This is a genomic window from Marinobacter sp. EVN1, from assembly GCF_000475375.1.
GTDB lineage: Bacteria > Pseudomonadota > Gammaproteobacteria > Pseudomonadales > Oleiphilaceae > Marinobacter > Marinobacter nauticus.
The window spans coordinates 1-24,094 of sequence record NZ_AXCB01000008.1; the positions used below are offsets into that span (position 1 = coordinate 1).

Annotated in this window: 25 protein-coding genes; 13 read left to right on the top strand and 12 right to left on the bottom strand. The window is 58.4% G+C overall.

All coding sequences use genetic code 11. The annotated features are described in order from the left end of the window. Positions 1 to 330: 330 nt before the first annotated feature. On the bottom strand, positions 331 to 1,533 hold the full coding sequence (gene tyrS / locus Q674_RS23990; RefSeq protein WP_023007985.1) for a tyrosine--tRNA ligase: 1,203 nt from the start codon (positions 1,531 to 1,533) through the stop codon (positions 331 to 333). Positions 1,534 to 1,837: 304 nt separating this feature from the next. Here tyrS and Q674_RS23995 point away from each other — a divergent pair, with 304 nt between their 5' ends. Together Q674_RS23995 and Q674_RS24000 are read left to right on the top strand one after the other, a co-directional pair. After that, positions 1,838 to 3,217, top strand: coding sequence for an OapA family protein (locus Q674_RS23995; RefSeq protein ID WP_023007986.1), 1,380 nt, complete (start codon positions 1,838 to 1,840; stop codon positions 3,215 to 3,217). A gap of 2 nt (positions 3,218 to 3,219) precedes the next feature. Further along, positions 3,220 to 4,320: an anhydro-N-acetylmuramic acid kinase gene (locus Q674_RS24000; protein WP_023007987.1), complete on the top strand. Its 1,101-nt coding sequence runs from the start codon at positions 3,220 to 3,222 to the stop codon at positions 4,318 to 4,320. A gap of 1 nt (position 4,321) precedes the next feature. Here the strand turns inward: Q674_RS24000 and erpA are convergent, their stop codons facing one another. The 4 genes from erpA to argC form a co-directional block, all read right to left on the bottom strand. Beyond that, positions 4,322 to 4,654 (bottom strand): iron-sulfur cluster insertion protein ErpA, encoded by a 333-nt coding sequence (gene erpA / locus Q674_RS24005; RefSeq protein WP_011784224.1) that lies wholly within the window; start codon positions 4,652 to 4,654, stop codon positions 4,322 to 4,324. An 83-nt stretch (positions 4,655 to 4,737) separates the two neighbouring features. Further along, positions 4,738 to 5,184 carry a bactofilin family protein gene (locus Q674_RS24010; RefSeq protein ID WP_023007988.1) on the bottom strand — a complete coding sequence of 149 codons (447 nt, stop codon included), beginning with the start codon at positions 5,182 to 5,184 and terminating at the stop codon, positions 4,738 to 4,740. Position 5,185: 1 nt separating this feature from the next. Further along, a complete protein-coding gene (locus Q674_RS24015; RefSeq protein ID WP_022991911.1) occupies positions 5,186 to 5,926 on the bottom strand; it encodes a DUF6776 family protein in 741 nt (246 codons plus the stop codon). Positions 5,927 to 5,935: 9 nt separating this feature from the next. Further along, positions 5,936 to 6,973 (bottom strand): N-acetyl-gamma-glutamyl-phosphate reductase, encoded by a 1,038-nt coding sequence (argC, locus tag Q674_RS24020; protein WP_023007989.1) that lies wholly within the window; start codon positions 6,971 to 6,973, stop codon positions 5,936 to 5,938. Positions 6,974 to 7,127: 154 nt separating this feature from the next. On the opposite strand from argC, the gene Q674_RS24025 reads away from it, so the two are divergent. From Q674_RS24025 to hemL, 5 genes are read left to right on the top strand one after another with little or no spacing between them, the layout of a single operon-like run. Continuing rightward, on the top strand, positions 7,128 to 8,903 hold the full coding sequence (locus Q674_RS24025; RefSeq protein WP_023007990.1) for a chloride channel protein: 1,776 nt from the start codon (positions 7,128 to 7,130) through the stop codon (positions 8,901 to 8,903). Between the two features lie 3 nt (positions 8,904 to 8,906). Next, complete coding sequence (gene hemJ / locus Q674_RS24030) at positions 8,907 to 9,329, top strand: protoporphyrinogen oxidase HemJ (RefSeq protein ID WP_011784219.1); 423 nt, start codon at positions 8,907 to 8,909, stop codon at positions 9,327 to 9,329. 41 nt (positions 9,330 to 9,370) lie between these two features. Beyond that, entirely contained in the window at positions 9,371 to 10,132 is a 762-nt protein-coding gene (thiD, locus tag Q674_RS24035; protein ID WP_023007991.1) for a bifunctional hydroxymethylpyrimidine kinase/phosphomethylpyrimidine kinase, read from the top strand. Then, the gene (gene thiE / locus Q674_RS24040; RefSeq protein WP_023007992.1) at positions 10,120 to 10,788 is read left to right on the top strand and encodes a thiamine phosphate synthase; all 669 of its coding nucleotides are present in this window, start codon (positions 10,120 to 10,122) and stop codon (positions 10,786 to 10,788) included. Before thiD ends, thiE begins: the two co-directional genes overlap by 13 nt. 12 nt (positions 10,789 to 10,800) lie before the next feature. Next, positions 10,801 to 12,081, top strand: a complete 1,281-nt coding sequence (gene hemL, locus Q674_RS24045; protein WP_014420464.1) for a glutamate-1-semialdehyde 2,1-aminomutase — start codon at positions 10,801 to 10,803, stop codon at positions 12,079 to 12,081. 46 nt (positions 12,082 to 12,127) lie between these two features. Here hemL and Q674_RS24050 read toward each other — a convergent pair whose 3' ends face one another. From Q674_RS24050 to Q674_RS24065, 4 genes are all read right to left on the bottom strand, one after another. Next, positions 12,128 to 13,399, bottom strand: a complete 1,272-nt coding sequence (locus Q674_RS24050) for a tetratricopeptide repeat protein (protein ID WP_227501171.1) — start codon at positions 13,397 to 13,399, stop codon at positions 12,128 to 12,130. 114 nt (positions 13,400 to 13,513) lie between these two features. Then, positions 13,514 to 13,909: a hypothetical protein gene (locus Q674_RS24055; RefSeq protein ID WP_014420462.1), complete on the bottom strand. Its 396-nt coding sequence runs from the start codon at positions 13,907 to 13,909 to the stop codon at positions 13,514 to 13,516. Beyond that, complete coding sequence (locus tag Q674_RS24060) at positions 13,906 to 14,586, bottom strand: zf-HC2 domain-containing protein (RefSeq protein ID WP_031209710.1); 681 nt, start codon at positions 14,584 to 14,586, stop codon at positions 13,906 to 13,908. Before Q674_RS24060 ends, Q674_RS24055 begins: the two co-directional genes overlap by 4 nt. A 4-nt stretch (positions 14,587 to 14,590) precedes the next feature. Beyond that, a complete protein-coding gene (locus tag Q674_RS24065; RefSeq protein ID WP_081698909.1) occupies positions 14,591 to 15,178 on the bottom strand; it encodes an RNA polymerase sigma factor in 588 nt (195 codons plus the stop codon). Positions 15,179 to 15,375: 197 nt separating this feature from the next. On the opposite strand from Q674_RS24065, the gene Q674_RS24070 reads away from it, so the two are divergent. Beyond that, positions 15,376 to 16,314, top strand: a complete 939-nt coding sequence (locus tag Q674_RS24070; protein ID WP_023007996.1) for a DUF4382 domain-containing protein — start codon at positions 15,376 to 15,378, stop codon at positions 16,312 to 16,314. Between the two features lie 60 nt (positions 16,315 to 16,374). Here Q674_RS24070 and Q674_RS24075 read toward each other — a convergent pair whose 3' ends face one another. Together Q674_RS24075 and mrcB are read right to left on the bottom strand one after the other, a co-directional pair. Further along, positions 16,375 to 16,956, bottom strand: a complete 582-nt coding sequence (locus Q674_RS24075) for a tetratricopeptide repeat protein (protein ID WP_023007997.1) — start codon at positions 16,954 to 16,956, stop codon at positions 16,375 to 16,377. After that, positions 16,953 to 19,271 (bottom strand): penicillin-binding protein 1B, encoded by a 2,319-nt coding sequence (mrcB, locus tag Q674_RS24080; protein WP_023007998.1) that lies wholly within the window; start codon positions 19,269 to 19,271, stop codon positions 16,953 to 16,955. The genes Q674_RS24075 and mrcB overlap by 4 nt, the downstream gene beginning before the upstream one ends. A 130-nt stretch (positions 19,272 to 19,401) precedes the next feature. Here mrcB and Q674_RS24085 point away from each other — a divergent pair, with 130 nt between their 5' ends. The 3 genes from Q674_RS24085 (at position 19,402) to Q674_RS24095 (ending at position 21,798) form a co-directional block, all read left to right on the top strand. Further along, on the top strand, positions 19,402 to 20,982 hold the full coding sequence (locus tag Q674_RS24085) for an AAA family ATPase (RefSeq protein WP_023007999.1): 1,581 nt from the start codon (positions 19,402 to 19,404) through the stop codon (positions 20,980 to 20,982). Positions 20,983 to 21,061: 79 nt separating this feature from the next. Then, positions 21,062 to 21,430, top strand: a complete 369-nt coding sequence (locus Q674_RS24090; protein WP_011784207.1) for a pentapeptide repeat-containing protein — start codon at positions 21,062 to 21,064, stop codon at positions 21,428 to 21,430. Then, positions 21,427 to 21,798 (top strand): Rieske (2Fe-2S) protein, encoded by a 372-nt coding sequence (locus Q674_RS24095; RefSeq protein WP_023008000.1) that lies wholly within the window; start codon positions 21,427 to 21,429, stop codon positions 21,796 to 21,798. Before Q674_RS24090 ends, Q674_RS24095 begins: the two co-directional genes overlap by 4 nt. Here the strand turns inward: Q674_RS24095 and sfsA are convergent. Beyond that, the gene (gene sfsA / locus Q674_RS24100; RefSeq protein WP_023008001.1) at positions 21,782 to 22,513 is read right to left on the bottom strand and encodes a DNA/RNA nuclease SfsA; all 732 of its coding nucleotides are present in this window, start codon (positions 22,511 to 22,513) and stop codon (positions 21,782 to 21,784) included. The two genes, Q674_RS24095 and sfsA, sit on opposite strands and share 17 nt — an antisense overlap. 172 nt (positions 22,514 to 22,685) lie before the next feature. On the opposite strand from sfsA, the gene dksA reads away from it, so the two are divergent. After that, entirely contained in the window at positions 22,686 to 23,126 is a 441-nt protein-coding gene (gene dksA, locus Q674_RS24105; protein ID WP_008940629.1) for an RNA polymerase-binding protein DksA, read from the top strand. A 47-nt stretch (positions 23,127 to 23,173) separates the two neighbouring features. Then, positions 23,174 to 24,091 carry a tRNA glutamyl-Q(34) synthetase GluQRS gene (gene gluQRS, locus Q674_RS24110; RefSeq protein WP_023008002.1) on the top strand — a complete coding sequence of 306 codons (918 nt, stop codon included), beginning with the start codon at positions 23,174 to 23,176 and terminating at the stop codon, positions 24,089 to 24,091. Positions 24,092 to 24,094 lie beyond the last annotated feature (3 nt).

Sequence of the window (24,094 nt, forward strand, 5' to 3'; positions counted from 1 at the left end):
TGTTGCTCAATCAAGGCCGCGCATTCTACATCGTTCCGCTGCCCTGTCAACCGTTTATTTTTCGCTGTTTTCGTTTCCGAAAACCGCCGAAAAACTCTCCGGCTTACTGCCTGTTTCGAGGCGCGCATTCTACACTGAACCGCCTTCCTGTCAACCGCTTTCTGAAGTTTTTCTGAAACATTTTCTTCAGCGCTTTCAAGCAGTTATCGCTCGGGTTTCGGCTCTTTTCAGTGGCCTTCCCCTCAAGCGAGATGCGCATTCTACAGACCTCAGCCGAGGAGTCAACGGCCAATCTGAAAAAATTCCAGATTGGCCAAAACGCGACGATAATCACTCGACAATTATCACCCGGGCAATCTTCTTTTTACCCGCCTGGATGACACACTCATCCCCTGCTACAAACATGCGCTGCCCCTCAAACTGCTGGCCATCCACATAAACCGCTCCACGCCCAAGCACGTCACGCGCCGCAGCACCGTTCTTTACCAGACCGGCAAGACGCAGAACCGCAGGCATCGGAATCTCACCCTGACCTTCCAGCGAAACCTCCACGACCGGTACGTTGTCCGGAATCGCACCGAGAGCAACCCGATTACCCGCCGACTTATGAGCCGTCTTTGCGGCCTCCTCATCATGAAAGCGGGTAATCAACTCTTCAGCGAGCACCTTCTTGTAGTCCTGAGGGTTTTCGCCGCCGGCAACCGCGGCTTTGAATTGCTTGATGTCAGCCATCGGCCTGAAACTGAGCAACTCGAAGTAGCGCCACAGCAACTCATCTGGCATGGAAAGCAGCTTGGTATACATCTCCCCCGGGGAGTCGCTGACCCCCACATAGTTACCGAGAGACTTGGACATCTTCTGGACACCATCCAGCCCCTCAAGGATAGGGACGGTCAGGATGGCCTGCGGTTTCTGGCCGTAATGCTTTTGCAGAATCCGCCCCATCAGAAGATTGAACTTCTGATCAGTGCCACCCAACTCTATGTCAGCTTCCAGCGCCACCGAGTCGTAGCCCTGTACCAGAGGATAGAGGAACTCATGAATGGCAATTGGCTGCTCGGAGCGATAGCGCTTGGTAAAGTCGTCGCGCTCAAGCATACGGGCAACGGTATATTGCCCAGCCAGGCGAATCATATCCGCCGCCGTCATTTTGCTCATCCACTCGGAATTGAAGACAACCCGGGTTTTTTCGCGATCCAGAATCTTGAACACCTGCTCTTTATAGGTAATCGCATTTTCGCGAACCTGATCATCAGTAAGCGGAGGCCGGGTAGCACTCTTTCCTGTGGGGTCACCGATCATTCCGGTAAAGTCACCAATCAGGAAAATAACTTCGTGCCCGAGATCCTGGAACTGGCGAAGCTTATTTATAAGAACCGTATGGCCGAGATGCAGGTCTGGCGCGGTTGGGTCAAAGCCGGCTTTTACTCGCAGCGGCCGACCTTCTTTCAGCTTTTCAACCAGGTCTTCCTCTGGAATCAGCTCATCAATACCCCGTTTGATAATCGCCAGCGCTTCATCTATTGATGCCATGAACCCCTCACCCCGTTTGTGACAATAAAGCGGGAGCCGGTTACAGAGGTCTACAAAAGAAATCTGTGAGTTACCGGCACCCTTGGTACAGTAGGAATGCTCAGAAAACGACCAATCAGAGCATGAAAAGCCCGGGATTATACCAGTGGCGGCACAGTTTGTACGACCAGCGCAGCCGCTAGACTGTAATGTTGGACACTGTCGCAATTCTGTTATATGCGGTACTCTGTTGGTCTATACTTGACCTGGCGCTTTAATAAGCCGGTACAAATTACTGGATTACCGATTAAAACGGGTGAGCCACGTGCTGAAAACATTCCCCAAAACACACATTACCCTGGCGGCAGCCGCCACGGTGATCGTCTCTGCTGCTGTCCTGATGAGCCCAAGTGCAGACGTTGAAGCCAAGCGGATGAGCTACACCGTCGACCTGGAACAGGGCCTGATTTCCGGGGCATCCTCACAGGAAGCCAGCACCCAAGCCGCCGCTCCGGAGGCTGAGACAACAAGCGAAACAACTGAAAGCCAGAGCCAACCAATGGCAGCTCAGGCAGACGTTGCACCCGAGCCTGATATTCAGTGGCAGGAATTCACCATCAAATCTGGCGATACGCTTTCCACGCTGTTCCGGAAAGCCGGATTTAACGACGGCCTGATGCTTTCGGTGATTCACGGTGACGGCGAGGCCGACAAGCTCCAACGCCTTTATGCCGGCGAGGATATCCGGTTCGGCGTGAACTCCGAGGGCGAACTGGTTGCGATTGAACTCCAACGCTCTTTGTTGGAGTCCCTCAAAATCGCGCGCACGGAAGATGGCTTTCTTGGTGAGACCGTCGTTCGCGAACCTGAAGCCAGACCGGCATTCGCCGCAGGCGTTATCGACGGGTCTTTATACCTCTCAGCCAGAGACGCCGGCCTGAATGATCGCCTGACGATGGAACTGGCCGGCATTTTCGGCTGGGACATCGACTTTGTATACGATGTCAGAAAAGGCGACAGCTTCGAAGTGGTTTACGAAGAGCTTTATATTGATGGCGAAAAGTTTGATACCGGCCGAATTCTCTCTGCCCGCTTTATCAACCGGGGAGAAGATAACCTTGCGCTGTTATATACCGATGCGAACGGAGAAAGTGACTACTATTCACCCGACGGCAAGAGCATGCGCAAGGCCTTCCTGAGAGTGCCGATCAACGCCCGCGTTTCCTCGCCCTTTAACCTGCAACGTCGCCACCCGGTTCTCGATGTGGTTCGCCCACACGAAGGTACCGACTACGCCGCACCTCCGGGGACCCCAATCAAGGCAGCCGGTAGCGGCCGGGTGAAGTTTGCTGGCTGGAAAGGCGGCTACGGCCGGACGGTTGTACTGCAGCATGGCGACAATATCACAACGCTTTATGCCCATATGAGCCGACTGGGCAAAGGCATCAAGAACGGTACCCGGGTCAAGCAGGGCGAAACCATTGGCTACGTCGGCTCATCCGGCATGGTGACTGGCCCCCACCTGCATTACGAATTCCGGATCAACGGTGCGCCGAGAAACTCGAGAACGGTCAAACTCCCCGACGCCAAGCCGGTGCCGGACAGCGAGATGGCAAGGTTCCAGAAGTTCACCGAGCAGCGCCTGGCACAGTTCAACGTGTTCCGCGAAAGCAATCAGCAGCTGGCTCTGGCCTCGGACAACTGAGCATGGACTACTGGCTAGGCCTGATGTCAGGCACCAGCATGGACGCAGTTGATGCGGTGCTGGTGTCTTTCGACACGAACAGCCTGGCCGTCCACGAAACCATCTCTCTGCCCTACACCGACGCGCTGCGCCAGCGGTTATTGCTGGCAACACGCAACCAGGCTGACCCGGATGAGCTGGGCGAACTGGATACCCTGGTTGGCCAGCATTTTGCGGAAGCCGGTGCCCAACTGATTAAACAGTCGGGAATTAGCCCAAAACAGATACGGGCCGCCGGCAGCCATGGCCAGACCATTCGCCACCAACCAGCCGGCAATGCGCCCTTTTCCCTTCAGATCGGCAATGCCGCGTGGCTATCCGAACGTCTGGGGATCAGTACAGTTGCCGATTTCCGCAGCCGGGATATTGCCTCCGGCGGACAGGGCGCTCCTCTGGTACCCGCTTTTCATCGCTGGCTCTTTGCCTCAGCCACTCAGGATAGATGCATTCTGAATCTCGGCGGCATTGCCAATATCACCTGGCTGCCGGCCGGATCGAGAAAGCCGGTCGTCGGCTTCGATACCGGCCCGGCCAATGCTCTGCTGGACGCCTGGTGCCTGGACCAGACCGGTCGGCATTTTGATGAAGACGGCCACATGGCCAGTGAGGGCGCGACCCATTCCGAACTGCTTGCCAGCATGCTGTCAGACGCCTACTTCAGCAAACCAGCTCCGAAGAGTACGGGCAAAGAGCGTTTCAACATCGACTGGGTGCGCACGCATCTTCAGCGTTTCGACGAGATACCCGCCGAGGACGTGCAGAGAACCCTGCTGCAACTGACCGTGACCACCATTCTCCAGCAGTTACCACAGGAAAATGCGGACATGGCCGTGTATGCCTGTGGTGGTGGCACCTTCAATCGATTACTGATGAGAGAGCTCAAGGTAGGCCTTGGGTCCGCCGCACTGCACACCACGGCGGATCTTGGTCTTGACCCTCAATGGGTAGAGCCGGTGGCGTTCGCCTGGCTGGCCCGACAAACCATCCTTCAGTTACCGGGCAACGTGCCCGAAGTCACCGGCGCTTCGGGCGAGAGAATACTGGGCGCAATTTATCCGCCCTGATTCAGATGGAAAATGAGCTGCCACAACCGCAGGTCGAACTCGCATTGGGGTTCTGAACGACAAACTGTGAACCCTGCAGCCCTTCCTGATAGTCGATAGTCGCGCCCACCAGATACTGATAGCTCATCGAATCCACCAGCAGCTTGACCCCATCCCGCTCTATGACGGTGTCATCTTCTTCCTGACTTTCATCAAACGAGAAGCCGTACTGGAAACCGGAGCAGCCGCCGCCTGTGACAAAGACACGCAACTTGAGATCGGGATTTTCCTCCTCCTCGATCAACTCACGCACCTTTGCGACTGCGTTGTCGGTGAAAAACAACGGCGTGGCCATTTGTTGCTGAACTACACTCAAAGTCTGCCTCCGGCATGATATTGCTGTCAGGAAATTATGGTATTCCTGACTAAAACAATCAACTATTCGGACTTGTCCTCATCTTCACCTGTGATTGAACTATCTGGCTGCTTTTGCTCATGCGTCAGCAAACCACTGGTTTCATCCTTGCGCACCAGGTTGCCGTTGACCGAGGCGCCCATGGCCATCTCAATCAACTGGTAATAGACATTGCCGGTAACTACCGCTTTCTCTGCCAGCTCGAGGTGGGCAGAGGCATGCACGTCACCCTTTACCTTGCCATTGATGATGATATGGGGAGCCACGACGTCGCCAACGATTTCCCCCACCTCTGACAAACGCACCACCGCATCGGAGCCTTCTTCGGCCACAACCCGGCCCTTGATGGTGCCATCCACGTGAAGACCACCGGAGAAATGAACGTCGCCCTCAACGGTGGTCTTGCCGGAAATCAGGGTGTCAAAATGGCCGGGGGAACGGCGGGGTTTCTGCTTTTTCTTGCCAAGCATCTCAATTCTCCGTTAAATCTTTCCAATCAAAGGTTCGTTCAGCCTGGGATGCCTTGCGGCCCTCCGCCTGGGCAACGACCTGAATCTCATAGGGCTCAAAGCTCTCAGGCAGGCGCAGGCTGCCCTCCACATCCTGGAAGTAGCGGAACCGGAATTTCACGCCCAGATCATCAATCTCATCCGACAGATCTCTCAGCGCAATCACCTCTTTCTCGCCATCCAGACGACCGATGACATTTACGGCCACCAGACCCGAAATATAGCTCTTGTTGTTGCCAACCTGAGTCAGCACCATTTTGAAATCGAAAACACCAGACTCCCTGGCCGGGCTCAACGTAAAACTGTCTACCTGCAGGCCCTTGCTGGTTTCCGAGGGCGCCATGATATTGCGGTAGAAGGTAAGATCCGCCTCCAGCTCCAGGATGCGGGTTTCCAGGCCGACAATCGTGTTTCGTGCCTCCCGCAGTGCCTGTTCATCGATCGCGCGCCCACGTTCGAGATTCACCAACCCCTGACGTGCCTCCCGGTATTGCTCCCGAAGGTTCTCCACCTCCTCCACCAGCTGCTCGGCAGACGCCTCCGCCGAGCTGAAACGGAAGCCTCCCTGGGCAAGCCCAGCGGCATATCCTGCCACGGCGGCGATGACGGTAAATGCCAGCAGAATCAGGCTGCGACGTAACCGGTAACCTGGCCGATGGCGGATAACAACGTATTCATCCGCCGGTTTTCGAGGATCACTCACGGCCCGACCTCACGGCAGCAGAGCCGGAGCGTTCAGCCCCATGGTTTCATCCAGGCCGAACATAATATTCATATTCTGAACCGCCTGGCCGGCGGCGCCTTTTACCAGGTTGTCGATCACCGATGAAACGATCACGATATTACTGTCTTCCTGGCGGTGTAATGCCATCCGGCAATGATTGGCACCACGAACACTGCGAGTCTCCGGATGACTGCCGAACGGCATGACATCAACGAACGGCTCATTTTTATAACGCGCCTCATACAGTGCCTGAAGGCGGTCAAAATCCTGAGGATTATCGAGCTCGGCATAGAGCGTGGCTTCAATACCGCGAATCATCGGTATCAGATGCGGCACAAAGGTAACACCAACGCCTTTCCCTGCAGCGGCCATTAGGCCCTGGCGAATTTCCGGCAAATGCCGATGCCCGGAAGCGCCGTAGGCCTTGAAACTCTCGCCTATCTCACCGTGAAGCATGCCAATCTTGCCCTGCCGGCCGGCACCGCTGGCGCCAGACTTGGCATCGGCTATCAGCCTTGCCGGATTGACCAGGCCCTTTTCCAGCAACGGCAGGAATCCCAACTGCACGGCTGTCGGATAACACCCTGGATTCGCAACCAACTGAGCGTCACGAATGGCCTCGCGCGCCACCTCGGGCAAGCCGTACACTGCTTTTTCGGCCCAGTCGGCACTCTCGTGGGGCATGCCATACCAGTTTGCCCAGGTATCAAGATCTTTCAGGCGGAAGTCCGCCGACAGGTCGACCACGCGAACACCTGAGGCCATCAATTCCGGAACCATGCGCATGGCAACGCCGTGCGGCGTGGCAAAAAACACCAGATCACAGCTCGCCAGCACCGATGCGTCGGGCTCGGAGAATTCAAGCTCATAATGGCCTCGCAGGTTGGGATACATATCGGCCACGGGCATGCCCGCTTCCGATCGCGAGGTGATGCAGATAACCTCTGCTTCCGGGTGGACAGCCAGAATTCTCAGCAGCTCTACACCCGTGTATCCGGTTCCGCCGACGATGCCTACTTTAATCACTCTTATCTCCAACGTGGTCTGGACAGAATTGGGAAGTCAGGGCACGTAGTCTAACATGATAAACCAAGGACTTATTGCAGCCTGCGGGCCCGCCGTTACAATGTTGTCAGAAATCTGCTGATGATCCCGACACTCCAACCGGAACACCCCGCCAATGCGTAGCATCAGGCAACAGATTACCGAGAATCTGATCCCCGTATTCCGGCGGAAGCTCTCCGGCGTTGATGCCTTACCGCAATTGGCGGTTCTTGGCCTGCTGTCCGGCATTGTGACCGGCGGCGTGATCCTGCTTTTCCGACTCGCTATTGAATGGCCACTGGAGCATTTCCTGCCGGGCCAGGGCTCAGAGAGTTTCGAAGAGCTGGATCTGCTCACCCGCGGTCTTCTGCCACTGGCGGGGGCTCTGGGGCTGGGGCTGCTGTTGCACAAACTCGCCCTGCACGATCGCAAAGTCGGCATCGTTCATATCATGGAGCGGCTGAACTACCATCAGGGCTACATCTCCTTCCGCAGCGCCATGGTTCAGTTTGTTTCCGGCGTTACCACGGTCATTACCGGGCAATCCGCCGGCCGGGAGGGGCCCGCCGTCCATCTGGGCGCGGCCTTCTCCAGCCTGCTCGGGCAATGGATGCGGCTGCCCAACAACAGCATTCGTACGCTGGTCGCCTGCGGTTGTGCCGCTGCCATTTCCGCCTCCTTCAACACTCCCATCTCCGGCGTGATTTTCGCCATGGAAGTGGTGATGATGGAATACACCATTGCCGGCTTCACTCCGATCATCCTGGCCGCGGTCAGCGCTGCCATCGTCACCCAGGCGGTTTATGGCACCGAACCGGCGTTCAGTGTCCCGGCTCTGACCATGAATTCACTGCTGGAGATCCCCTGGATTCTCGCCATTGCCGTTATTATCGGCATCGCAGCGGCCGGATTTATCCAACTGGTAGACAGTATGGGCCGTTACCATCACCGCCCGGTGTTGCTACGAATTGCCGTAGCCGGCCTATTGATGGTGCCCTTCGCCCTGGTCATCCCGGAAACCATGGGCATCGGCTACGATACGGTGAGCGAAACCATTCACGGTGAACTCGGATTCTGGTTACTGATCGGCGCGGGCAGCGCCAAGCTGATCATCACCGGATTGTCCATTGGACTGGGTATGCCCAGCGGTGTTATCGGCCCCACCATCTTCATGGGCGCCACCCTGGGCGGCGCCATGGGCCTGATCGGCGCCCAGATGTTCCCGGACATTGCCTCATCGGTGGGGTTTTACGCCATGCTGGGTATGGGGGCGATGATGGGCGCCGTGCTGCAGGCGCCACTGGCGGCTTTGATGGCGCTGATGGAGCTCACCCGGAACCCGAACATCATACTGCCAGGCATGCTGATGATTACTACCGCCAGCCTGGTAACCAGCGAAGCTTTCGGCAAGAAATCGCTATTCCTGACCATCCTCAAGAGCCAGGGCCTGAGCTACCAGAATTCCCCCGTTATCCAGGCACTGAGGCGGGTTTCGGTTGGCGCCATCATGGAACGGAATATTCTTCGAACCGAGCGCGCGCTCACGCTTGAAGAAGCCAAGAAAGCCCTGAAATCGGAACCGAAATGGCTTCTGGTGGAAGGCAGCAATGGCCCCACCGCCCTGCTACCGGCCGTCGATCTGGCCCGCTTTCTTGAGGACACCGAGAAGCAGGCCGCCGAGGAAGGCACCGAATTACCGGAATCCATTGATTTGATGGAAATCCCCGCCAACCGGCGGGATGTGGCACCGGTACAGTACCAGGCAACGCTGGAAGAAGCCCTGCATCAATTCGACAGCACCCAAGCTGAGGCACTATACGTACAACGCCATGTGGCCCCCATGATTCAACGGGTTTATGGTGTTGTGCTGCAAACGGATATCGAAAGCTACTACCAATACCGACGGAGTTAACGAATGCTTTGGGTGAAAGCCTTCCACATTATTTCCCTGGTGTGCTGGTTCGCCGGCATTTTCTATCTGCCCAGACTGTTCGTGTATCATGCCGCCTGCGAGGATGAACCAGGCAAAGAGCGGTTCAAGGTGATGGAACGCAAGCTTTACCGTGGCATTACTACGCCTTCCATGGTCGCCACGGTTGTATTCGGTGTCTGGCTGCTCAGCTATAACTGGTCAGGCTATTTCAGTCAGGGGTGGCTGCATGCCAAGCTGACGCTGGTGGCTTTGCTGATCATCTACCACTTCTACTGTGGTCACCTTGTCAAAGTGTTCCGGGATGATCAGAACACCCGTAGCCACGTGTTCTACCGCTGGTTTAATGAGCTGCCGGTGTTTGTCCTGCTCGCTGTCGTGATTCTTGCTGTTGTTAAACCATTCTGAGGAGATCGTCCATCAAAAGCTTCACCCGCCCCCACGTACTGGTGCTCTCCGGGCTGGATCCGTCTGGTGGCGCCGGCATACAGGCAGACATACAGGCCATCACATCCATCGGCGCCCATCCGCTGCCCGTGCTCACCTGCCTGACCGTGCAGGACACCCGCAACGTATATGGCGCCGAGCCCGTCAGCCCGGACCTGATCAAACAGCAACTGGAGTGCCTTGCCCAGGATACGCCCATCCACGCCATCAAAACCGGGGCGCTCGGAAATGCCGAAGTGGTGGAGGTACTGGTGGAGTTTGTGCAGAAGCATTCGGGCGTGCCTTTGATTGTCGACCCGGTGATCAAGGCGGCTGGCGGTGGCGATCTGGCTGATGATGCGCTTGTCACAGCCATGAAAGACAAACTGTTTGCCAGGGCTGAAATGATTACGCCCAACGGCATTGAACTGGCTCAGCTCGGCGGCAGCGACGATCCGGCAGAGGCCGCCCGCAACCTTTTGCAGACGGGCTGTGAGTCCGTGCTTGCCACCGGCGGCCACGGCACCGGCATCCACATCATCAACACACTGTATAACCACGCCCCGGAGCCCATGGAATGGGAGGTGGAACGGGTTGGCGGCAATGAATATCACGGCACCGGCTGCACGCTGGCAGCGGCCATTGCCGCCGGCCGGGCCATGGGACTGTCACCAAGAGCCGCGATTTCCCAGGCGCAGAATTACGTGCATCGGGCGCTGTTGCATGCACTGACGGTTGGCCAGGGCCAGCGGGTTCCCGACCGGGGTATTCTGTGGGAACGGTAAAGTCTCAGCTTCGACCCGGTCTTTACGCCATCACCGATAATCGGCTGACGCCTGCCGACATCCTGATTGCTTCGGTAGAGGCGGCTCTGGCCGGAGGCGCGCGGCTGGTTCAGTATCGGGACAAGGGATCGACAGCCTCTGAACGGCTGGTTCAGGCCAGGAACCTCAACAGCCTGTGCCAAGGGTTCGACGTTCCGTTACTGATTAATGACGACCCGGAACTTGCCGTCAGAGTCGGCGCCGCTGGGGTTCATCTGGGTCAGGATGATTGCTCACTGGTCGACGCCAGGCGCTTGCTCGGGGAGCATGCCATTATCGGCATCACCTGCCATCACAGCCTGAATCTGGCCCAGACAGCCGCTGACGGCGGTGCGGATTACCTGGCCTTCGGCCGCTTTTACGATTCGGCCACCAAGCCAGGTGCGCCCCCGGCCTCGCCGGACGTTTTAACCGAGGCAAAAGGCCTCGGGTTACCCATTACAGCCATAGGCGGAATCACCGGCAACAATGCGGAGCCCCTGATCCGTGCCGGGGCAGACCTGGTTGCCGTAGTGGGCGGCCTGTTCTGCGGCCAACCCTCAGACATTGAAGCCCGGGCCAAGGCATTTAACCGTCTGTTCGCCCGGCATCATCCACTTTTTTCACTTTCCGAATAACAGGAGACAACCGTGAATCATTCCGAAACCCTCTTTGAACAGGCCCAGAAATACATTCCCGGCGGCGTGAACTCCCCGGTACGGGCATTCCGTGGTGTTGGCGGTACTCCGGTCTTTTTCAAACACGCCGAGGGCGCCTATCTCTATGACGAGGATGACCGGCGGTACATCGATTTTATTGGTTCCTGGGGCCCGATGATCCTGGGCCATTCCGACCCCCGCATCAAAGCGGCGCTGCACGCACAGGTCGATCTGGGTGTGGGTTACGGGGCCCCGACCGCCATTGAAACCGAGATGGCGAAAAAGGTGTGCGAACTGGTGCCCTCCATCGAACTGGTGCGCATGGTCAACTCCGGCACCGAGGCCACCATGAGTGCCATCCGTCTGGCCCGTGGCTACACCGGCCGCGACAAGATCGTGAAATTCGAAGGTTGCTACCACGGCCACGTAGATTCCCTGCTGGTCAAAGCCGGTTCCGGCGCCCTGACCCTGGGTGTACCGAACTCACCGGGAATTCCGGCCAGCCTGGCGGAGCATACCCTGACCCTGACCTACAACGATATTGACGAGGTTCGTGATACCTTCCGCCAGATGGGCGACCAGATCGCGGCCATTATCGTTGAGCCCGTAGCCGGCAATATGAACTGCATCCCGCCCGTGCCCGGCTTCCTGGAAGCGCTGCGGGAAGTGTGTGATGAGCACGGCACCGTGCTGATCTTCGATGAGGTGATGACCGGTTTCCGGGTATCGCTCGGCGGCGCCCAGGGATTCTACGGGGTGAAACCGGACCTGACGGCTCTGGGCAAGGTGATTGGCGGCGGCCTGCCCGTCGGTGCATTCGGCGGCAAACGCGAAATCATGGAGCATATCTCGCCGCTGGGCCCGGTTTATCAGGCCGGCACCCTGAGCGGTAACCCGCTGGCAATGACCGCCGGGCTGACCACGCTGAATGCCATTTCCGAGCCCGGGTTCCACGATCGGCTGACGGAAAAAACCAATCGGGTGAAGGATGGCTTCAAGGCGGCAGCGGATGAAGCCGGCATCCCACTGGCGGTTCAGTCCGCGGGTGCAATGTTCGGCTTCTTCTTTACTACCGAACCATCCATCACGCGCTTTGACCAGGTGATGGCCTGTGACGTGGAACGCTTCAAGGCATTCTTCCAGGGCATGCTGAAGGAAGGCGTTTACCTTGCGCCCTCAGCATTCGAGGCAGGCTTTACTACCGCAGCGTTGTCAGATGAGGATATTGAATTCACTCTGGCAGCTGCGCGCAAGGTCATGAAAACGTTGTGAGGCACCATTGCCCCCGGGATCAATCCGGGGGCAAACCTCGGCTGGGCTAGAATACGCCCTCGAGGGAGAGCAACAGCGTATGCCGACGAAAATCGTATTCGTTGAGCTCACTCTGCTGATGACGGAAAAACCATTGCGGCCTTAATAACCAGCGCGCAGTGAGATCATACTCAGCCATCAGCCCTACTCCGGTCAGGACGTCTTCCCGCCTGCGCTCCACCAACATCCCCGACTCAACCCAGCGATGCGGCTTGCCATAGCGACTGTGGCGAACCGATAGCTCACCCGCCAGGGCCAATTCCGACGACAGCTGGTAATTCGCTTCCAGTATAAGCTCGTGCCTTGTGGGCGATACGCTGACAAACCGTTCGGGCACGTCCAGATCTTGCCGGTTGTTCAGTTCCAGGCGGTACTCGCCTGCCAGGTCCAGATCACCAAACGGATAACCCAGCCCTGCCTTCAGCTGGTACCACTGGCCATCGTAGGCCTGGTAGCCGTCACCACCATTCACCTGCTCCACGGCAAACGCCACGTCACACCTCAGATCTTCGGCAGGTGAACACTCGGCAGACCGGGCCAGAAACTCAGCACCCCAGCGGGTTTCCAGACTATCTCCGTCAAGCCACGAACGCGACACCACGGGCCGAATACCAACCGCCCAAAGCCCCCAGGCACGCATGACACCGAAGCGCGCCTGTAACAACTGCTGATCGTAATCGCCGTCCTCGGCATAGTGTCGGGCAAACGCGATCAGATCCAGCGAGAGCCAACGGTGGGCATCCAATGCATAGTCAACCGAACCGGCGGCTATCACTTCGCCAAGCGCACTTCCCTGATTACTGGCGGAGTCTTCAGGAGTTGCCGAAAGATTGCTGTCGTAACCTGCGCCGAGGGACAAATAGCCGTAGGCATCCACTCGGCGCTCGCCCTGAAGAAGTGCCAGGCCGTCGAGTTTTGCCAACTGCTGCTCGGCAAGACGCTGGACAGATTCCGGTGGTGATGCCGCAAGGCTCTCCTCAAACCATTTACGGGCTTCCCCTGGCCGATCATCAGCAAGGGCGACCAGGCCCAGGTTGTACGTGGCCAAGGCGCGATCGTCGCTGTCCAGTAAACGGGAAAACCACTGCCGGGCCGCCGGATAATCCCCCAGCCGATAACAGACCACGCCCAGATTATAATGCAGTGAGGGAGACTGAACGCCCAGCTCTGCAGCCAACTGGAAACTTTCCCGGGCCTGACCAAGGTTGCCTTGCTGAAACTGGACCACGCCTTGGGCCAGAGCTTCGCTTGCCCCATCAGAGAAAGCGGATTGGGCCAACAGGGGCTGACCGAGAAGAAACAAAAAGATGAAGAGGAGACGCAAGAACAACCCCGGGTTCAGTCAATAAATAGAAAACCGTTGACGGAAACCGAGGTTACCACAAGCTTTGAGTTACGGCTTCGAGGATTGAGGCGGGAGTTCCGGCTTTTTGCCAGGATCAATATCGGGGCGCTTGTCGGAACCAGGCCGCTCCGGCCGGTTTTCACGAACGTCGCGGGCACGCTCTGACATGGACTGACCAAAATCCCGCCCTTTTTCACGGGCCTGCTCGCGAATTTGCTGGCCCGGCGGCTCACCATCGCCACGTCCAAGCCCGGAGGAACGACGCTCCAGTGCCGGTAGCTCCGGTAACCGAATTTCACGGGCAACCGATTCCGTTACGTCCTCATTCTCACCAACCAGCCGCATGGTGACGTCAAGATCGTCCCGGCCAAACGCCGGCGCGGACATCAGGGCAAGTATAAGGCCAGCGGTTGCGAAGCCAAGGGATCCGTTATAACCACTCATGTTGCAGGCTCCTTAACATCCACAGGGGCATGCCGGCTCGCCCCCGGGTAATCGGGTATGGTGGCCCGAAAAACTTTCTGTCGGCCTTCAGCATCCAGCTCGGCAACAAGCTCGCCGTCCCCGGGGAACATAATCCGCAGGGGTAATGCCAGCACATTGTCACCCTGTTCCAGGCTCACCTGCCAGCGCACCTGATGCTGCCCGGGCAAGCCTGCGATTTCCACATGAGGTGGCAGATTCAAGGTAAGGGTAACGTCATCCAGGGGCTCTCCCGCCGTGAATGCAAGGCGTACAGTTCTCTCCACGGGCGCGACAACGGAGGTGTCCACCACCTCCGCCACAGCGACAGCCTCATCAGGTTGCCACAGTCCGGACTGCCCGATGAACAACCCCAATGCCAGTGCTGCCGCCACCGCACCACCCCACGCCATGTGTACACCCCGGCCCGAACCGGAAGACAACTCCCCAAACACCCGCGATTCAAAATCCGGGGCCGGCGGAGGCACATCAAACTGCGCCGCCATCCGGGACATCAACACTTCTTCCATATCACAACGACGCCGGCACCGAGGGCAACGTTGCAAATGCTCACGCACCACTGCCGCCTCATTCTCGGAGAGTGTCGCCCTGACATAATCAGGTAATTGTGATCGAATGCTTGGACAGGACATGGTCATCACCTCACTCCTCAACACGCCGGACGTCGCTTCCCGGTTCCATGCGCTGCTGCAGGTATTTTCTCAACGTGGCGCGGCTGCGATGTAATCGCGACTTCACGGTACCAACCGCAACACCCAGTACCTCGGCCACGTCCTCCTGTCGCCAGCCGTCAACATCATGCAGAAGCAGCAAGGTTCTCTGATCTGGCGAAAGCCGGTCCATAGCCTCCTCCAGCATGAAGCCGAGGCGCGACTGATCGAAGACAAGTTCTGGCGTGGCATCATCAGATTCCAGCGCATCGAACCAATCCGCCTGGTGGTCCGCCTCCATGAGTTCACTGGCTGCCCGGTCGGCACGGCGCCCCCTGCGGCGAACCGAATCCACAAACTGACGATAAAGCACACGGTTCAGCCAGGGCCGAAGCTGTTCCACCGTCTCCAGTTCGGATAATCGGGGATACAGTTTGACGACCACATCCTGCACCAGATCCTCAGCGTCCTGACGGGTTCCGGTCAAACGGTAGGCAAACGCATACATCCCCTCGAGGTGGGGCTGAACCAACCGATGGAAACGTTTCTGCGCGGAGGGGCGAAAAGGGAAAATTGCCAAAGACCAACTGCCTGATCGAAATTTGGTAAGAGGGCAGTCTATCTCACGCCCGCCCTGAGTGCACTCCAGGCGATAATGACGGATTAATGGCCGAATGTTAATGAAACAACCGGAACCTTTCTCGAACCCTCAGCGTTAGGTTCTGACTGGCACCCAACGACCAGGCCAGAACTGGACCAAAAAAACCGGAGGGTTTTATGAAGCAACTGAGCAGAGTATTTGTCGTTTCTGCGCTGACCAGCGCACTGGTGGCATGCGGTGGTAGCGGCGGTTCCTCATCATCGGGTGAGACCGGCTCGGTCTCCGTTGGACTGACCGACGCTCCGACCATGGAGCTGTCCAGCGTCAACATTGCGTTCAATGCCATCCGGCTCAAGCCGGCCGACGGGGACTGGCTGGAGTTCAGCCTCGATGAAACCGGTGTGGTTGACCTGCTCACGCTGCAAGGCGGTGTAACCGAGCCACTGATCACCAACGAGGAAGTGCCGGCCGGGGTCTATAACGAAATCCGGCTGATTATCGACACCGACAACTCCTACGTGACCAAAGAAAGCGATGGCGACAGCCAGTTCACCCTTGCCGTTCCCTCAGGTGAGCAGAGCGGACTGAAGCTGAAAGGCGACTTCGTGGTGGCGGCTGATTCCAGCAACAACTTCACCATCGATTTTGATGTGCGCAAATCCATTGTCGACCCACAGGGGCAGGCCCTGGCCGACTACATGCTCAAACCCGTGCTTCGACTCGTGGACAACCTGGAGGTTGGCGCCATTGAGGGGACCGTTGATTACGCAACGATTGCCCAAACAAGAGGCACTGACGACGTAGAAGACACGTTGGCGGATTGCGAGTACGACGGTGCGGTCTACGTTTACGAAGGCGCTGATGTCGAACCGATTGACCTGAACGTCACTCGCGATGGCACCAACCCGTTGATGGTGGTTCCGGTCACCGCTCAGGAATCCGGATCACTCTATGAGTGGACCGCAGCATTCCTGACCGAAGGCCAGTACACCATCGCCTACAGCTGCCAGCTGGACAACAACGAGACCGATGAAGCTCTGGAGTTTGATGGGCAACAGAACGTCTCCGTTGTTGCCGGTGAAACAACCGTGGCAGACCCCATACCACAGCCCTGATTTTGCTGTGGCGTTCAGAGACCAGGGACGGTCTCTGAACATTCATTCCGTCAACCCGAGTTACAACGCCGCAGCCCTGGCCTCAGCCTGATCGGCCCCCGCCACGTTACCGCGAGCCCGGCGGATATCCGCCAGCAGCAACCAGCCTGAACGCTGCATGCGTTCATCGTTGCCCGCCAACGAGAGTCCCTTCAGAGTAAACTGCTCCGCAGCCCCCAGATTGTCCCCGGCAACGTAAGCCTCGGCCAACTTGAAATAGACTTCGGAAGATCTTGGCGCAATGCGCTGGGCACGTTCCAGTCGGGCGATGGCGCCGGCGGAATCACCCTGCCGAAGGCGCTGATCGGCATCACGCACCAACGTGAGTGCGGCGGCCGGCAACTGGTCACCGGATTCGCTGTAGCTGGGCGCCCGGGTGCTCGGCGAGTCCGGCTCAGTGACCGTCGGTTGCTCACTCTTGCGCCATACCTGTTCGTCCTGTTCATCAGGAATATTGGTGCGTGGTGGTTTCGGCGCCGAACGGCGGTCATCGCCCCCCACGGGCACATAGATGGAGCCGCCACCCGGCCCCGTGGCGCAACCACCGGCCAGGCCGACAAACAGGGCCAGACAGGCTGACCGTATAATCACTTGTTTATTCATTGAAACAATCCTTCAAACCAACCTCGAATTTGCCGGCCAAGACTGCCGTTGCAGCCTGTGTGCTGTTCCGGCTCGCTGCCGGCGATAAACGGAATCAGCCGGGCATTGTCGCAGTTTTCGCCGGTCAGCGCCTGTTCGCCCGGGTTCACCCAGTGATACTGAACGCCATCGGGCATCACCGGTGAGAAACCGTGCTGGGGAATCTGCGCCATGGTGGCAGACCAGACCGGCAAGGCGCCGGAAGCCCCACTCAACGCGGTCGGGCCGTTATCATCACGGCCGACCCAGGCGACCGCCAGCAGGTCGCCGCTGAAACCGGCGAACCAGGAATCACGGCCATCGTCGGTGGTACCGGTCTTGCCCGCCAGTGTCAGGGAATCCGGTAACCGGTAGTAGGCTGACCGGCCCGTGCCTTCCTGCATGGTTTCCTGCATAACATACTGCACCAGATGCACCGCGGCAGGATCGGCCACCTGATCCACTTTCAGGCTATACCGGGACAAAGGCTCATTCGCAGCATCGGTGACTTCCCGAATGGTACGCAGGGGCGTATTGAAACCGGAGGTTGCCAGACCCTGATACAGCTGCGCGACATCCACCGGCGACAGGGAAATGGAGCCCAGAAGCATCGACGGATAATCCGAAATAGGCGTGGTCACCCCAAAGGCCCTCAGCGTCTCCTGCACCGCCGGTATGCCCACATCCAGCCCTACACGCACGGCCGGCAGGTTGTACGAGCGGGACAGAGCTTCATGCAAGGGCACCAGGCCACGCTCCTTGCCATCATAGTTCTGCGGCTGCCAGCGCCGACCATCGTCAAACTCGAGGGTGAAGGCCTTATCCTGAACCGGCGAAATCAAGGTGTAGCGCTCCGGCTGAGACAGCGCCGTCAGGTAGATAAACGGCTTCACCAGCGAACCGATAGGCCTCCGGGCGTCAACTGCCCGGTTAAAACCGGCAAAGCGGGGGTCTTTGCCCCCCACCAGCGCCAACACCTCGCCGGTATCCTTGGCGGTGACAACCACCGCCGCTTCCAGCGCCTCGGCCACCTCACCCGACGCCAGGCGAGGCAAGGTATCGGTTGCCGCCTTCTCAGCGGCCTGCTGAACTTCCGGATTCAGGGTGGTGAATATTCTCAGGCCCTCGCTCTGCAGGTCTTCCTCCCGGTAGTCCCGCGCCAGGTGTCGGCGTACCAGGTCGATATAGGCCGGGTAGCGATTATCGGTATAGGACGGTTTTGCGCTGAGGCCGAGAGGCCTTGCACTCGCCTCCCTGGCCTCTTGCCCGGAAATAACCCCGGCCTCAGCCATCTCGTCCAGCACCAGGTTACGCCGCGCCCTGGCCCGTTCCGGGTGCCGGCGCGGATTGTAATAACTGGGGCCTTTGACCATGCCAATCAGCAGGGCAATCTGGTGGACATCAATATCCTTCAGCGACTCGCCGAAGAAAAACTGGCTGGCCAGGCCAACACCATGAATGCTGCGAGTGCCTGCCTGGCCCAGATAAACTTCATTCAGGTAGGTTTCGAGGATGTCGTCCTTGTCATAATGCAACTCCAGCAATACCGACATCAGGGCTTCGTTGCCCTTGCGCAGAAGGGTTTGCTCCCGGGTCAGGAAAAAGTTCTTCACCAGTTGCTGGGTCAGTGTACTGCCGCCCTGAACTATTCGACCGGCCTTGATGTTCGCCACCATCGCCCGCGCAATGGAGAGTGGCGCGATGCCGAAATGCTCGTAGAACTGCCGGTCCTCCACAGCCATCAGACCGGCAATCATGGACTCGGGCACCTCATCCAGCTCCACCAGAATCCGATCCTCCCGATGGGAGGGGTATATTCCGCCAATCTGAGCCGGCTCCAGCCGAACAATCGGAGAGCTGTCACCCTCCATCACGGAAAACGAATCTACCCGATCACCACGAACCACCAGTGACAGACGCCGTCTGGGCTCCTTGCCATCCGGGAAAGAAAAACCCCGGATGCTGATGACAAAACGGTCGCCATTTCGCTGCCAGGTTCCGGGCCGACGACCGTCGCCCGAGCGATAGCCTGCAAGCTCCAGTTCACGGACCAGCGCGGCGGCGCTGATACCAGCACCGTCGTAGAGTTCCAGGGGCCGGGCGTACACCCGAGAGGGCACTTCAAAGCGACGTCCTTCGAAGCGAGAGGTCACTACGGCATCGAGATAGACCATCCATCCCGCCAGCAGCACAAGGCACAGGGCAGCTGCGCGAAACAGCAAGCGCCAGAGACCGGAGCGTTTGCGGCGAGGACTGGATTCGGTTTTTTTCTTGCGGGGAGGCGTTTTTTTACTCATGGCAGGATTATATCGAAGGGGGCACCGCTATCGGCAGGTCTGGTGTGTGTTATTTCTGTAATCTGCCCGTTATAGTGGAGCCCTCCAAAAAACGAAAAATCAACAACTTCAAGGATTCCAGGAGCACAACGTGAGCGCCAACGGCCCGGATACACTGATCAAGGCACTGCAGAACCCGGAACTCTACGATCATCCGGTTAAGGATTTCCGCGTGATTGAGACCCATATCTCACAGGTTCTGCTCACCGGTGACTTTGCCTACAAGATCAAGAAACCCATGGATTTCGGGTTCCTGGATTTCTCCACCCTGGAACGCCGCAAACGCTTCTGCGAGGAAGAGCTGCGCCTGAACAGCCGTCTGGCGGCCGAACTGTATCTGGAGGTGGTGCCTATTACCGGTACCCCGGAGCAACCTCGCCTGGGCGGTGACGGCACCCCTTTCGAGTACGCCATTCGCATGCGCCAGTTCGATCAGAGCCAGCTGTTTGATGTGCGCCAGGAACGCGACGACCTGCCTGCAGAACTGCTCACCAATCTTGCCCGCCAGGTTGCAGACTTTCACAAAAGCCTGCCACCGGTCGCCGATGAAAAGCCCCTGGGCACCCCGGAGGCGGTGTATGCCGCCATGCAGGAAAACTTCGACCAGATCCGCCCCATGCTGGATGATGCCGGGTTACTGGCGCAGCTGGACAACCTGGAAGACTGGACCCGCACCACCTTCGAACGCTGCCGGGACTTAATCGCCCACAGACGGGAAAACGGGCTGGTGCGCGAATGTCATGGCGACCTGCACCTGGCCAACATTACCGTGTTCAATGATCAGGTGACGGTGTTTGACTGCATCGAGTTCAACGAGCCGTTCCGCTGGATCGACGTGATGAATGATCTGGCTTTCCTGCTTATGGACCTGGAATCCCGCCAGGAACCGGCGCTGGCGAACCGGGTGCTGAACACCTACCTGGAATACCGCGGTGATTTTGAAGGCCTGGCCTTGCTCCCCCTGTACAAGGCGTACCGCGCCATGGTGCGGGCCAAAATCGCCCTGTTCACCCTGGGCAACCCGAACCTGAGCGAGGCCGAAAAAACCGACCTGATGCAGCGTTACCGGAGCTACGCCCAACTGGCGGAGGATTACGGCGCCATACCGAATCATTACCTGCTGGCCACCACCGGCCTTTCCGCCAGCGGCAAGACCTGCGTGAGTGCCGCCATGGCGGAGGAACTCGGGCTAATCCGGCTGCGCTCTGACGTAGAGCGCAAGCGCCTGCACGGTCTGGGGCCCCTGGACGACAGCAAATCGGGCCTGGGTACCGATCTTTACAGCCCGGAAGCAACCGAAAAAACCTACGCGCATCTGGCAGAGCTGGCCGGAGAGCTGCTGGCTTCAGGGCTGTCTGTCATTGTCGATGCGGCCTGCCTGAAAGAGAAGGAGCGGGCTCAGTTTGCCGGTGTGGCCGAAAATCAGGGGGTCCCCTTCGCTCTGCTGCATTGCGAGGCGCCGGAAGCTCTGCGCCGAGAGTGGGTGCGCAAACGCAAAGGTGATGCCTCGGAGGCAACGGAAGAGTTGCTGGATGCTCAGCAAAGCTGGTTTGAGCCGCTGACCACTGAGGAGAAAACCCACACGGTGCACCTGCACACCGAGGATGAGCACGTTGCCGAGGCGGTTGCTGATCGCATCCGCCAGCATCTGGGCATGGCCGGGCCGGCCTGATCCGAGCTGCCCTGCCATTTTGGCAGGGCGCACTATACTGACACTAAAAACAAACCCTGCTGTCCGTGCGAGGTGCAAGATGGACGATATTCAGGAAAGCGATCTCCAGCATATAGACCACCCCCTGTACGACCTGCTCCGTAGCGAGGATATGGACGCCTTTAATGCCGAGAAAGCCAAACTGAGCGAGCTTCCGAGCTTCGCCCATGGCGATTTCCGCGGACTGGACCTGCGTGGCATGGACGCAAAGGGCCTGGACTTCCGCCATGGCTACTTCCGCGGCGCCGACCTCCGCGGCATCGATTTCTCGAAATCGAGAATGGAAGGAGCCAGCATTGCCAGCGCCAAGATATCCGGCTGCTATTTCCCGCACCGCCTGGAAGCCGACGAAATCGTGATGTCACTCAACCACGGCACCCGTATGCGTTACGCCATCCTGCCCAAATGAGTGCCCACGCAGCCAACTGGCAAACCGTCGCGGCGGCGAGTGAGCTTGTTCCCGGCCAGTTCCTGGAATTTCGCCTGAAAGAGAAAGCGAAAGAACCGGCCGGCATGCCCCTCACCGGTTTTGCCTTTCTGGATGGCACCACACCCCGAGCCTACCTCAACCTGTGCCCTCACCTGGGCATTGAGCTGAACTGGATGCCGGGCCGATTCATGGACAGCGACAATCTGTTTATCCAGTGTTCCACCCACGGTGCCCTGTTCAAACCCGGTACCGGTGAGTGCATTGCGGGCCCTTGCCAGGGCGATGCACTCTCCACCCTGGACATTCGCCTTGAAGAGGGTGAGGTGCAGGTCAGGGTTCCAGACTGACCGGCACTTCCTCAACCAGTTCCAGGCGCCCCGAGGGGTTGCCATCTTCACCGGCCAGTGCGGCCCGATAGGCAATCACCTCTACCCCGGCTTCGCAAGCTTCTCGAAGCAGCTGACCATAGCGGGCATCGATATGATCCGCAGGCCGGACCTGCTCGATTCCGGTGTGGTTCACCACAAAAAACAGCACTGCCCGGTCTCCGTTCTGAACCTGAGCCATTAGCTCCCTCAGATGTTTCTGGCCACGCTCGGTGACGGCGTCCGGGAAATAGCCTTCCCCGCCCTCGGCCAGGGTAACGTTTTTTACCTCCACCCAGGCATCGGGATCGTGATCATGGCCCGACAACAACAGATCGATCCGGCTTTTCTCCGAACCGTAACGCACCTCGGCCCGGCAAAAAGCGTAGCCGGCCAGGCTCTGAACCACACCGGCTTCGATAGCGGCGCGGGCCTGAGCGTTGGGGCGGGCCGTATTGACGCAGGCAAGCACCCCCGGCTCCGTCTCCACCAACTCCCAGGTGTACTGGAGCTTACGCTTGGGATTGTCACTCCGGCTCAACCACACCCGGGCATTTTCCGGCTGGCACCCAAGCATGGAACCGGTGTTGGGACAGTGGGCAGTTACCTCGGAGCCATCCGGCAATTGCACGTCCGCCAGGAAGCGTTTGTAGCGGCGAATCAGCCGCCCTTCTACCAAAGGTTCAGGAAACTTCATGTGCTCTCCGCAAAAAGTACGTGTCACAAGGCTGGCACCCCTGTGACTTATCTGCTATTTTCCGCAAATTCCCGTTTCAGGACGAATGCTATCCAGGGTAAAACCGCGCAGCCACACTGGCGCGGAGGGAAGCAAAGCGTTCTTGTGAAGTACAAACAAGAGGCCGGGTTCAATGGCAAACACTGCAGAACAACCACGCGAACGTTTTACCAACTTCACCCCTTATGAAATGAAGAAGGGTGAAGAATACATGAGTGCGGAAATGCTCCAGCACTTCAAAGATCTGCTGCTGCAATGGAAGCAGGAGCTGATGGAAGAAGTCGACCGCACCATGCACCACATGCAGGAAGACGCAGCAAACTACGCGGATCCCAGCGATCGCGCAACCCAGGAAGAAGAGTTCAGCCTGGAACTACGCACCCGCGACCGCGAGCGGAAGCTGATCAAGAAAATCGACCAGACTATCGATCGTATCGACAAGGACGACTACGGTTTCTGCGACCAGTGTGGTGTGGAAATCGGCATTCGTCGTCTGGAGGCCCGTCCGACGGCCACTCTGTGCATCGATTGCAAGACCCTGGCTGAGATTCGCGAACGCCAGACCGGCATCTGACGCTTCCCCGGGCCGGCGGCGTGTCCTCCGCCGGCCCTTCTACGCCTATGGCGACTTCACGTTATCGCGGGCGGTTTGCCCCTTCCCCCACCGGCCCACTGCACTTTGGTTCCCTGGTAACGGCTTTGGCCAGCTGGCTGGAAGCAAAGCATGCCCGCGGTGACTGGCTGGTTCGCATCGAAGACCTTGACCCACTAAGGGAACCCCCGGAAGCCACCGGCCAGATACTGCACTCACTGGAATGCCACGGCCTTTTCCCCGACGAGCCCGTCCGCTTTCAGTCCCGGCGCCATGACGCCTACCAGCGCACCATCGAAACTCTGCTGGCGCAGGACAAAGCCTATCGCTGCCGGTGCTCACGCAAACAACTCAAAGACAACCACGGCTACCATCCCAATCGGTGCCGGCGAGGTGACACCAGCCCCGGGGATGGCCCATACGCCGTTCGCTTTGCCCTCGAAGATGAAGCAAGTCACTGGCAGGACGATCTGCTTGGCCCCCAGGTACAGATGGTGCACGCCGAACTGGACGATCCGGTCATTCTGCGCAAGGAAGGTTTCTACGCCTATCAGCTGGCAGTCGTTGTCGACGATATCGACCAGGGCATCACTCATGTGGTTCGCGGCTCTGACCTGCTCGACATGACCGCGCAGCAACAACAGGTCTTCCGGGCCCTGGGTGCCGAGCCACCCCACTGGCTGCACATTCCGGTAATCGTCAATGAACAAGGCCAGAAACTCAGCAAGCAGACCCACGCTCCGGCCCTGGATGACGATCACCCTGCCCGCAATCTCTTTCTGGCACTTCAGGCCATGGGGCAGCAACCGGAGCCGACACTCGCTCGTGCCACGGTTGAAGAAGTTCTCAATTGGGCCGAGGCCCACTGGCAACGGAGCGCCATTCCCCTGACATCCGGGCAGGCCCGTGGTATAACCGGCGGGACACTTTCGCCTTCGGACCGATAACCC

What these genes read in the sequence shown, in the direction of transcription:
- dksA (WP_008940629.1), top strand. Translation starts at nt 22,686, where the DNA reads ATGGCAAACACTGCAGAACAACCACGCGAACGTTTTACCAACTTCACC.
- Q674_RS24055 (WP_014420462.1), bottom strand. Translation starts at nt 13,909, where the DNA reads ATGAGTGGTTATAACGGATCCCTTGGCTTCGCAACCGCTGGCCTTATA.
- tyrS (WP_023007985.1), bottom strand. Translation starts at nt 1,533, where the DNA reads ATGGCATCAATAGATGAAGCGCTGGCGATTATCAAACGGGGTATTGAT.
- sfsA (WP_023008001.1), bottom strand. Translation starts at nt 22,513, where the DNA reads ATGAAGTTTCCTGAACCTTTGGTAGAAGGGCGGCTGATTCGCCGCTAC.
- erpA (WP_011784224.1), bottom strand. Translation starts at nt 4,654, where the DNA reads ATGGCCACGCCGTTGTTTTTCACCGACAACGCAGTCGCAAAGGTGCGT.
- hemJ (WP_011784219.1), top strand. Translation starts at nt 8,907, where the DNA reads ATGCTTTGGGTGAAAGCCTTCCACATTATTTCCCTGGTGTGCTGGTTC.
- Q674_RS24000 (WP_023007987.1), top strand. Translation starts at nt 3,220, where the DNA reads ATGGACTACTGGCTAGGCCTGATGTCAGGCACCAGCATGGACGCAGTT.
- Q674_RS24010 (WP_023007988.1), bottom strand. Translation starts at nt 5,184, where the DNA reads ATGCTTGGCAAGAAAAAGCAGAAACCCCGCCGTTCCCCCGGCCATTTT.
- gluQRS (WP_023008002.1), top strand. Translation starts at nt 23,174, where the DNA reads ATGGCGACTTCACGTTATCGCGGGCGGTTTGCCCCTTCCCCCACCGGC.
- Q674_RS24075 (WP_023007997.1), bottom strand. Translation starts at nt 16,956, where the DNA reads ATGAATAAACAAGTGATTATACGGTCAGCCTGTCTGGCCCTGTTTGTC.
- Q674_RS24060 (WP_031209710.1), bottom strand. Translation starts at nt 14,586, where the DNA reads ATGACCATGTCCTGTCCAAGCATTCGATCACAATTACCTGATTATGTC.
- Q674_RS24090 (WP_011784207.1), top strand. Translation starts at nt 21,062, where the DNA reads ATGGACGATATTCAGGAAAGCGATCTCCAGCATATAGACCACCCCCTG.
- Q674_RS24025 (WP_023007990.1), top strand. Translation starts at nt 7,128, where the DNA reads ATGCGTAGCATCAGGCAACAGATTACCGAGAATCTGATCCCCGTATTC.
- Q674_RS24070 (WP_023007996.1), top strand. Translation starts at nt 15,376, where the DNA reads ATGAAGCAACTGAGCAGAGTATTTGTCGTTTCTGCGCTGACCAGCGCA.
- mrcB (WP_023007998.1), bottom strand. Translation starts at nt 19,271, where the DNA reads ATGAGTAAAAAAACGCCTCCCCGCAAGAAAAAAACCGAATCCAGTCCT.
- Q674_RS24095 (WP_023008000.1), top strand. Translation starts at nt 21,427, where the DNA reads ATGAGTGCCCACGCAGCCAACTGGCAAACCGTCGCGGCGGCGAGTGAG.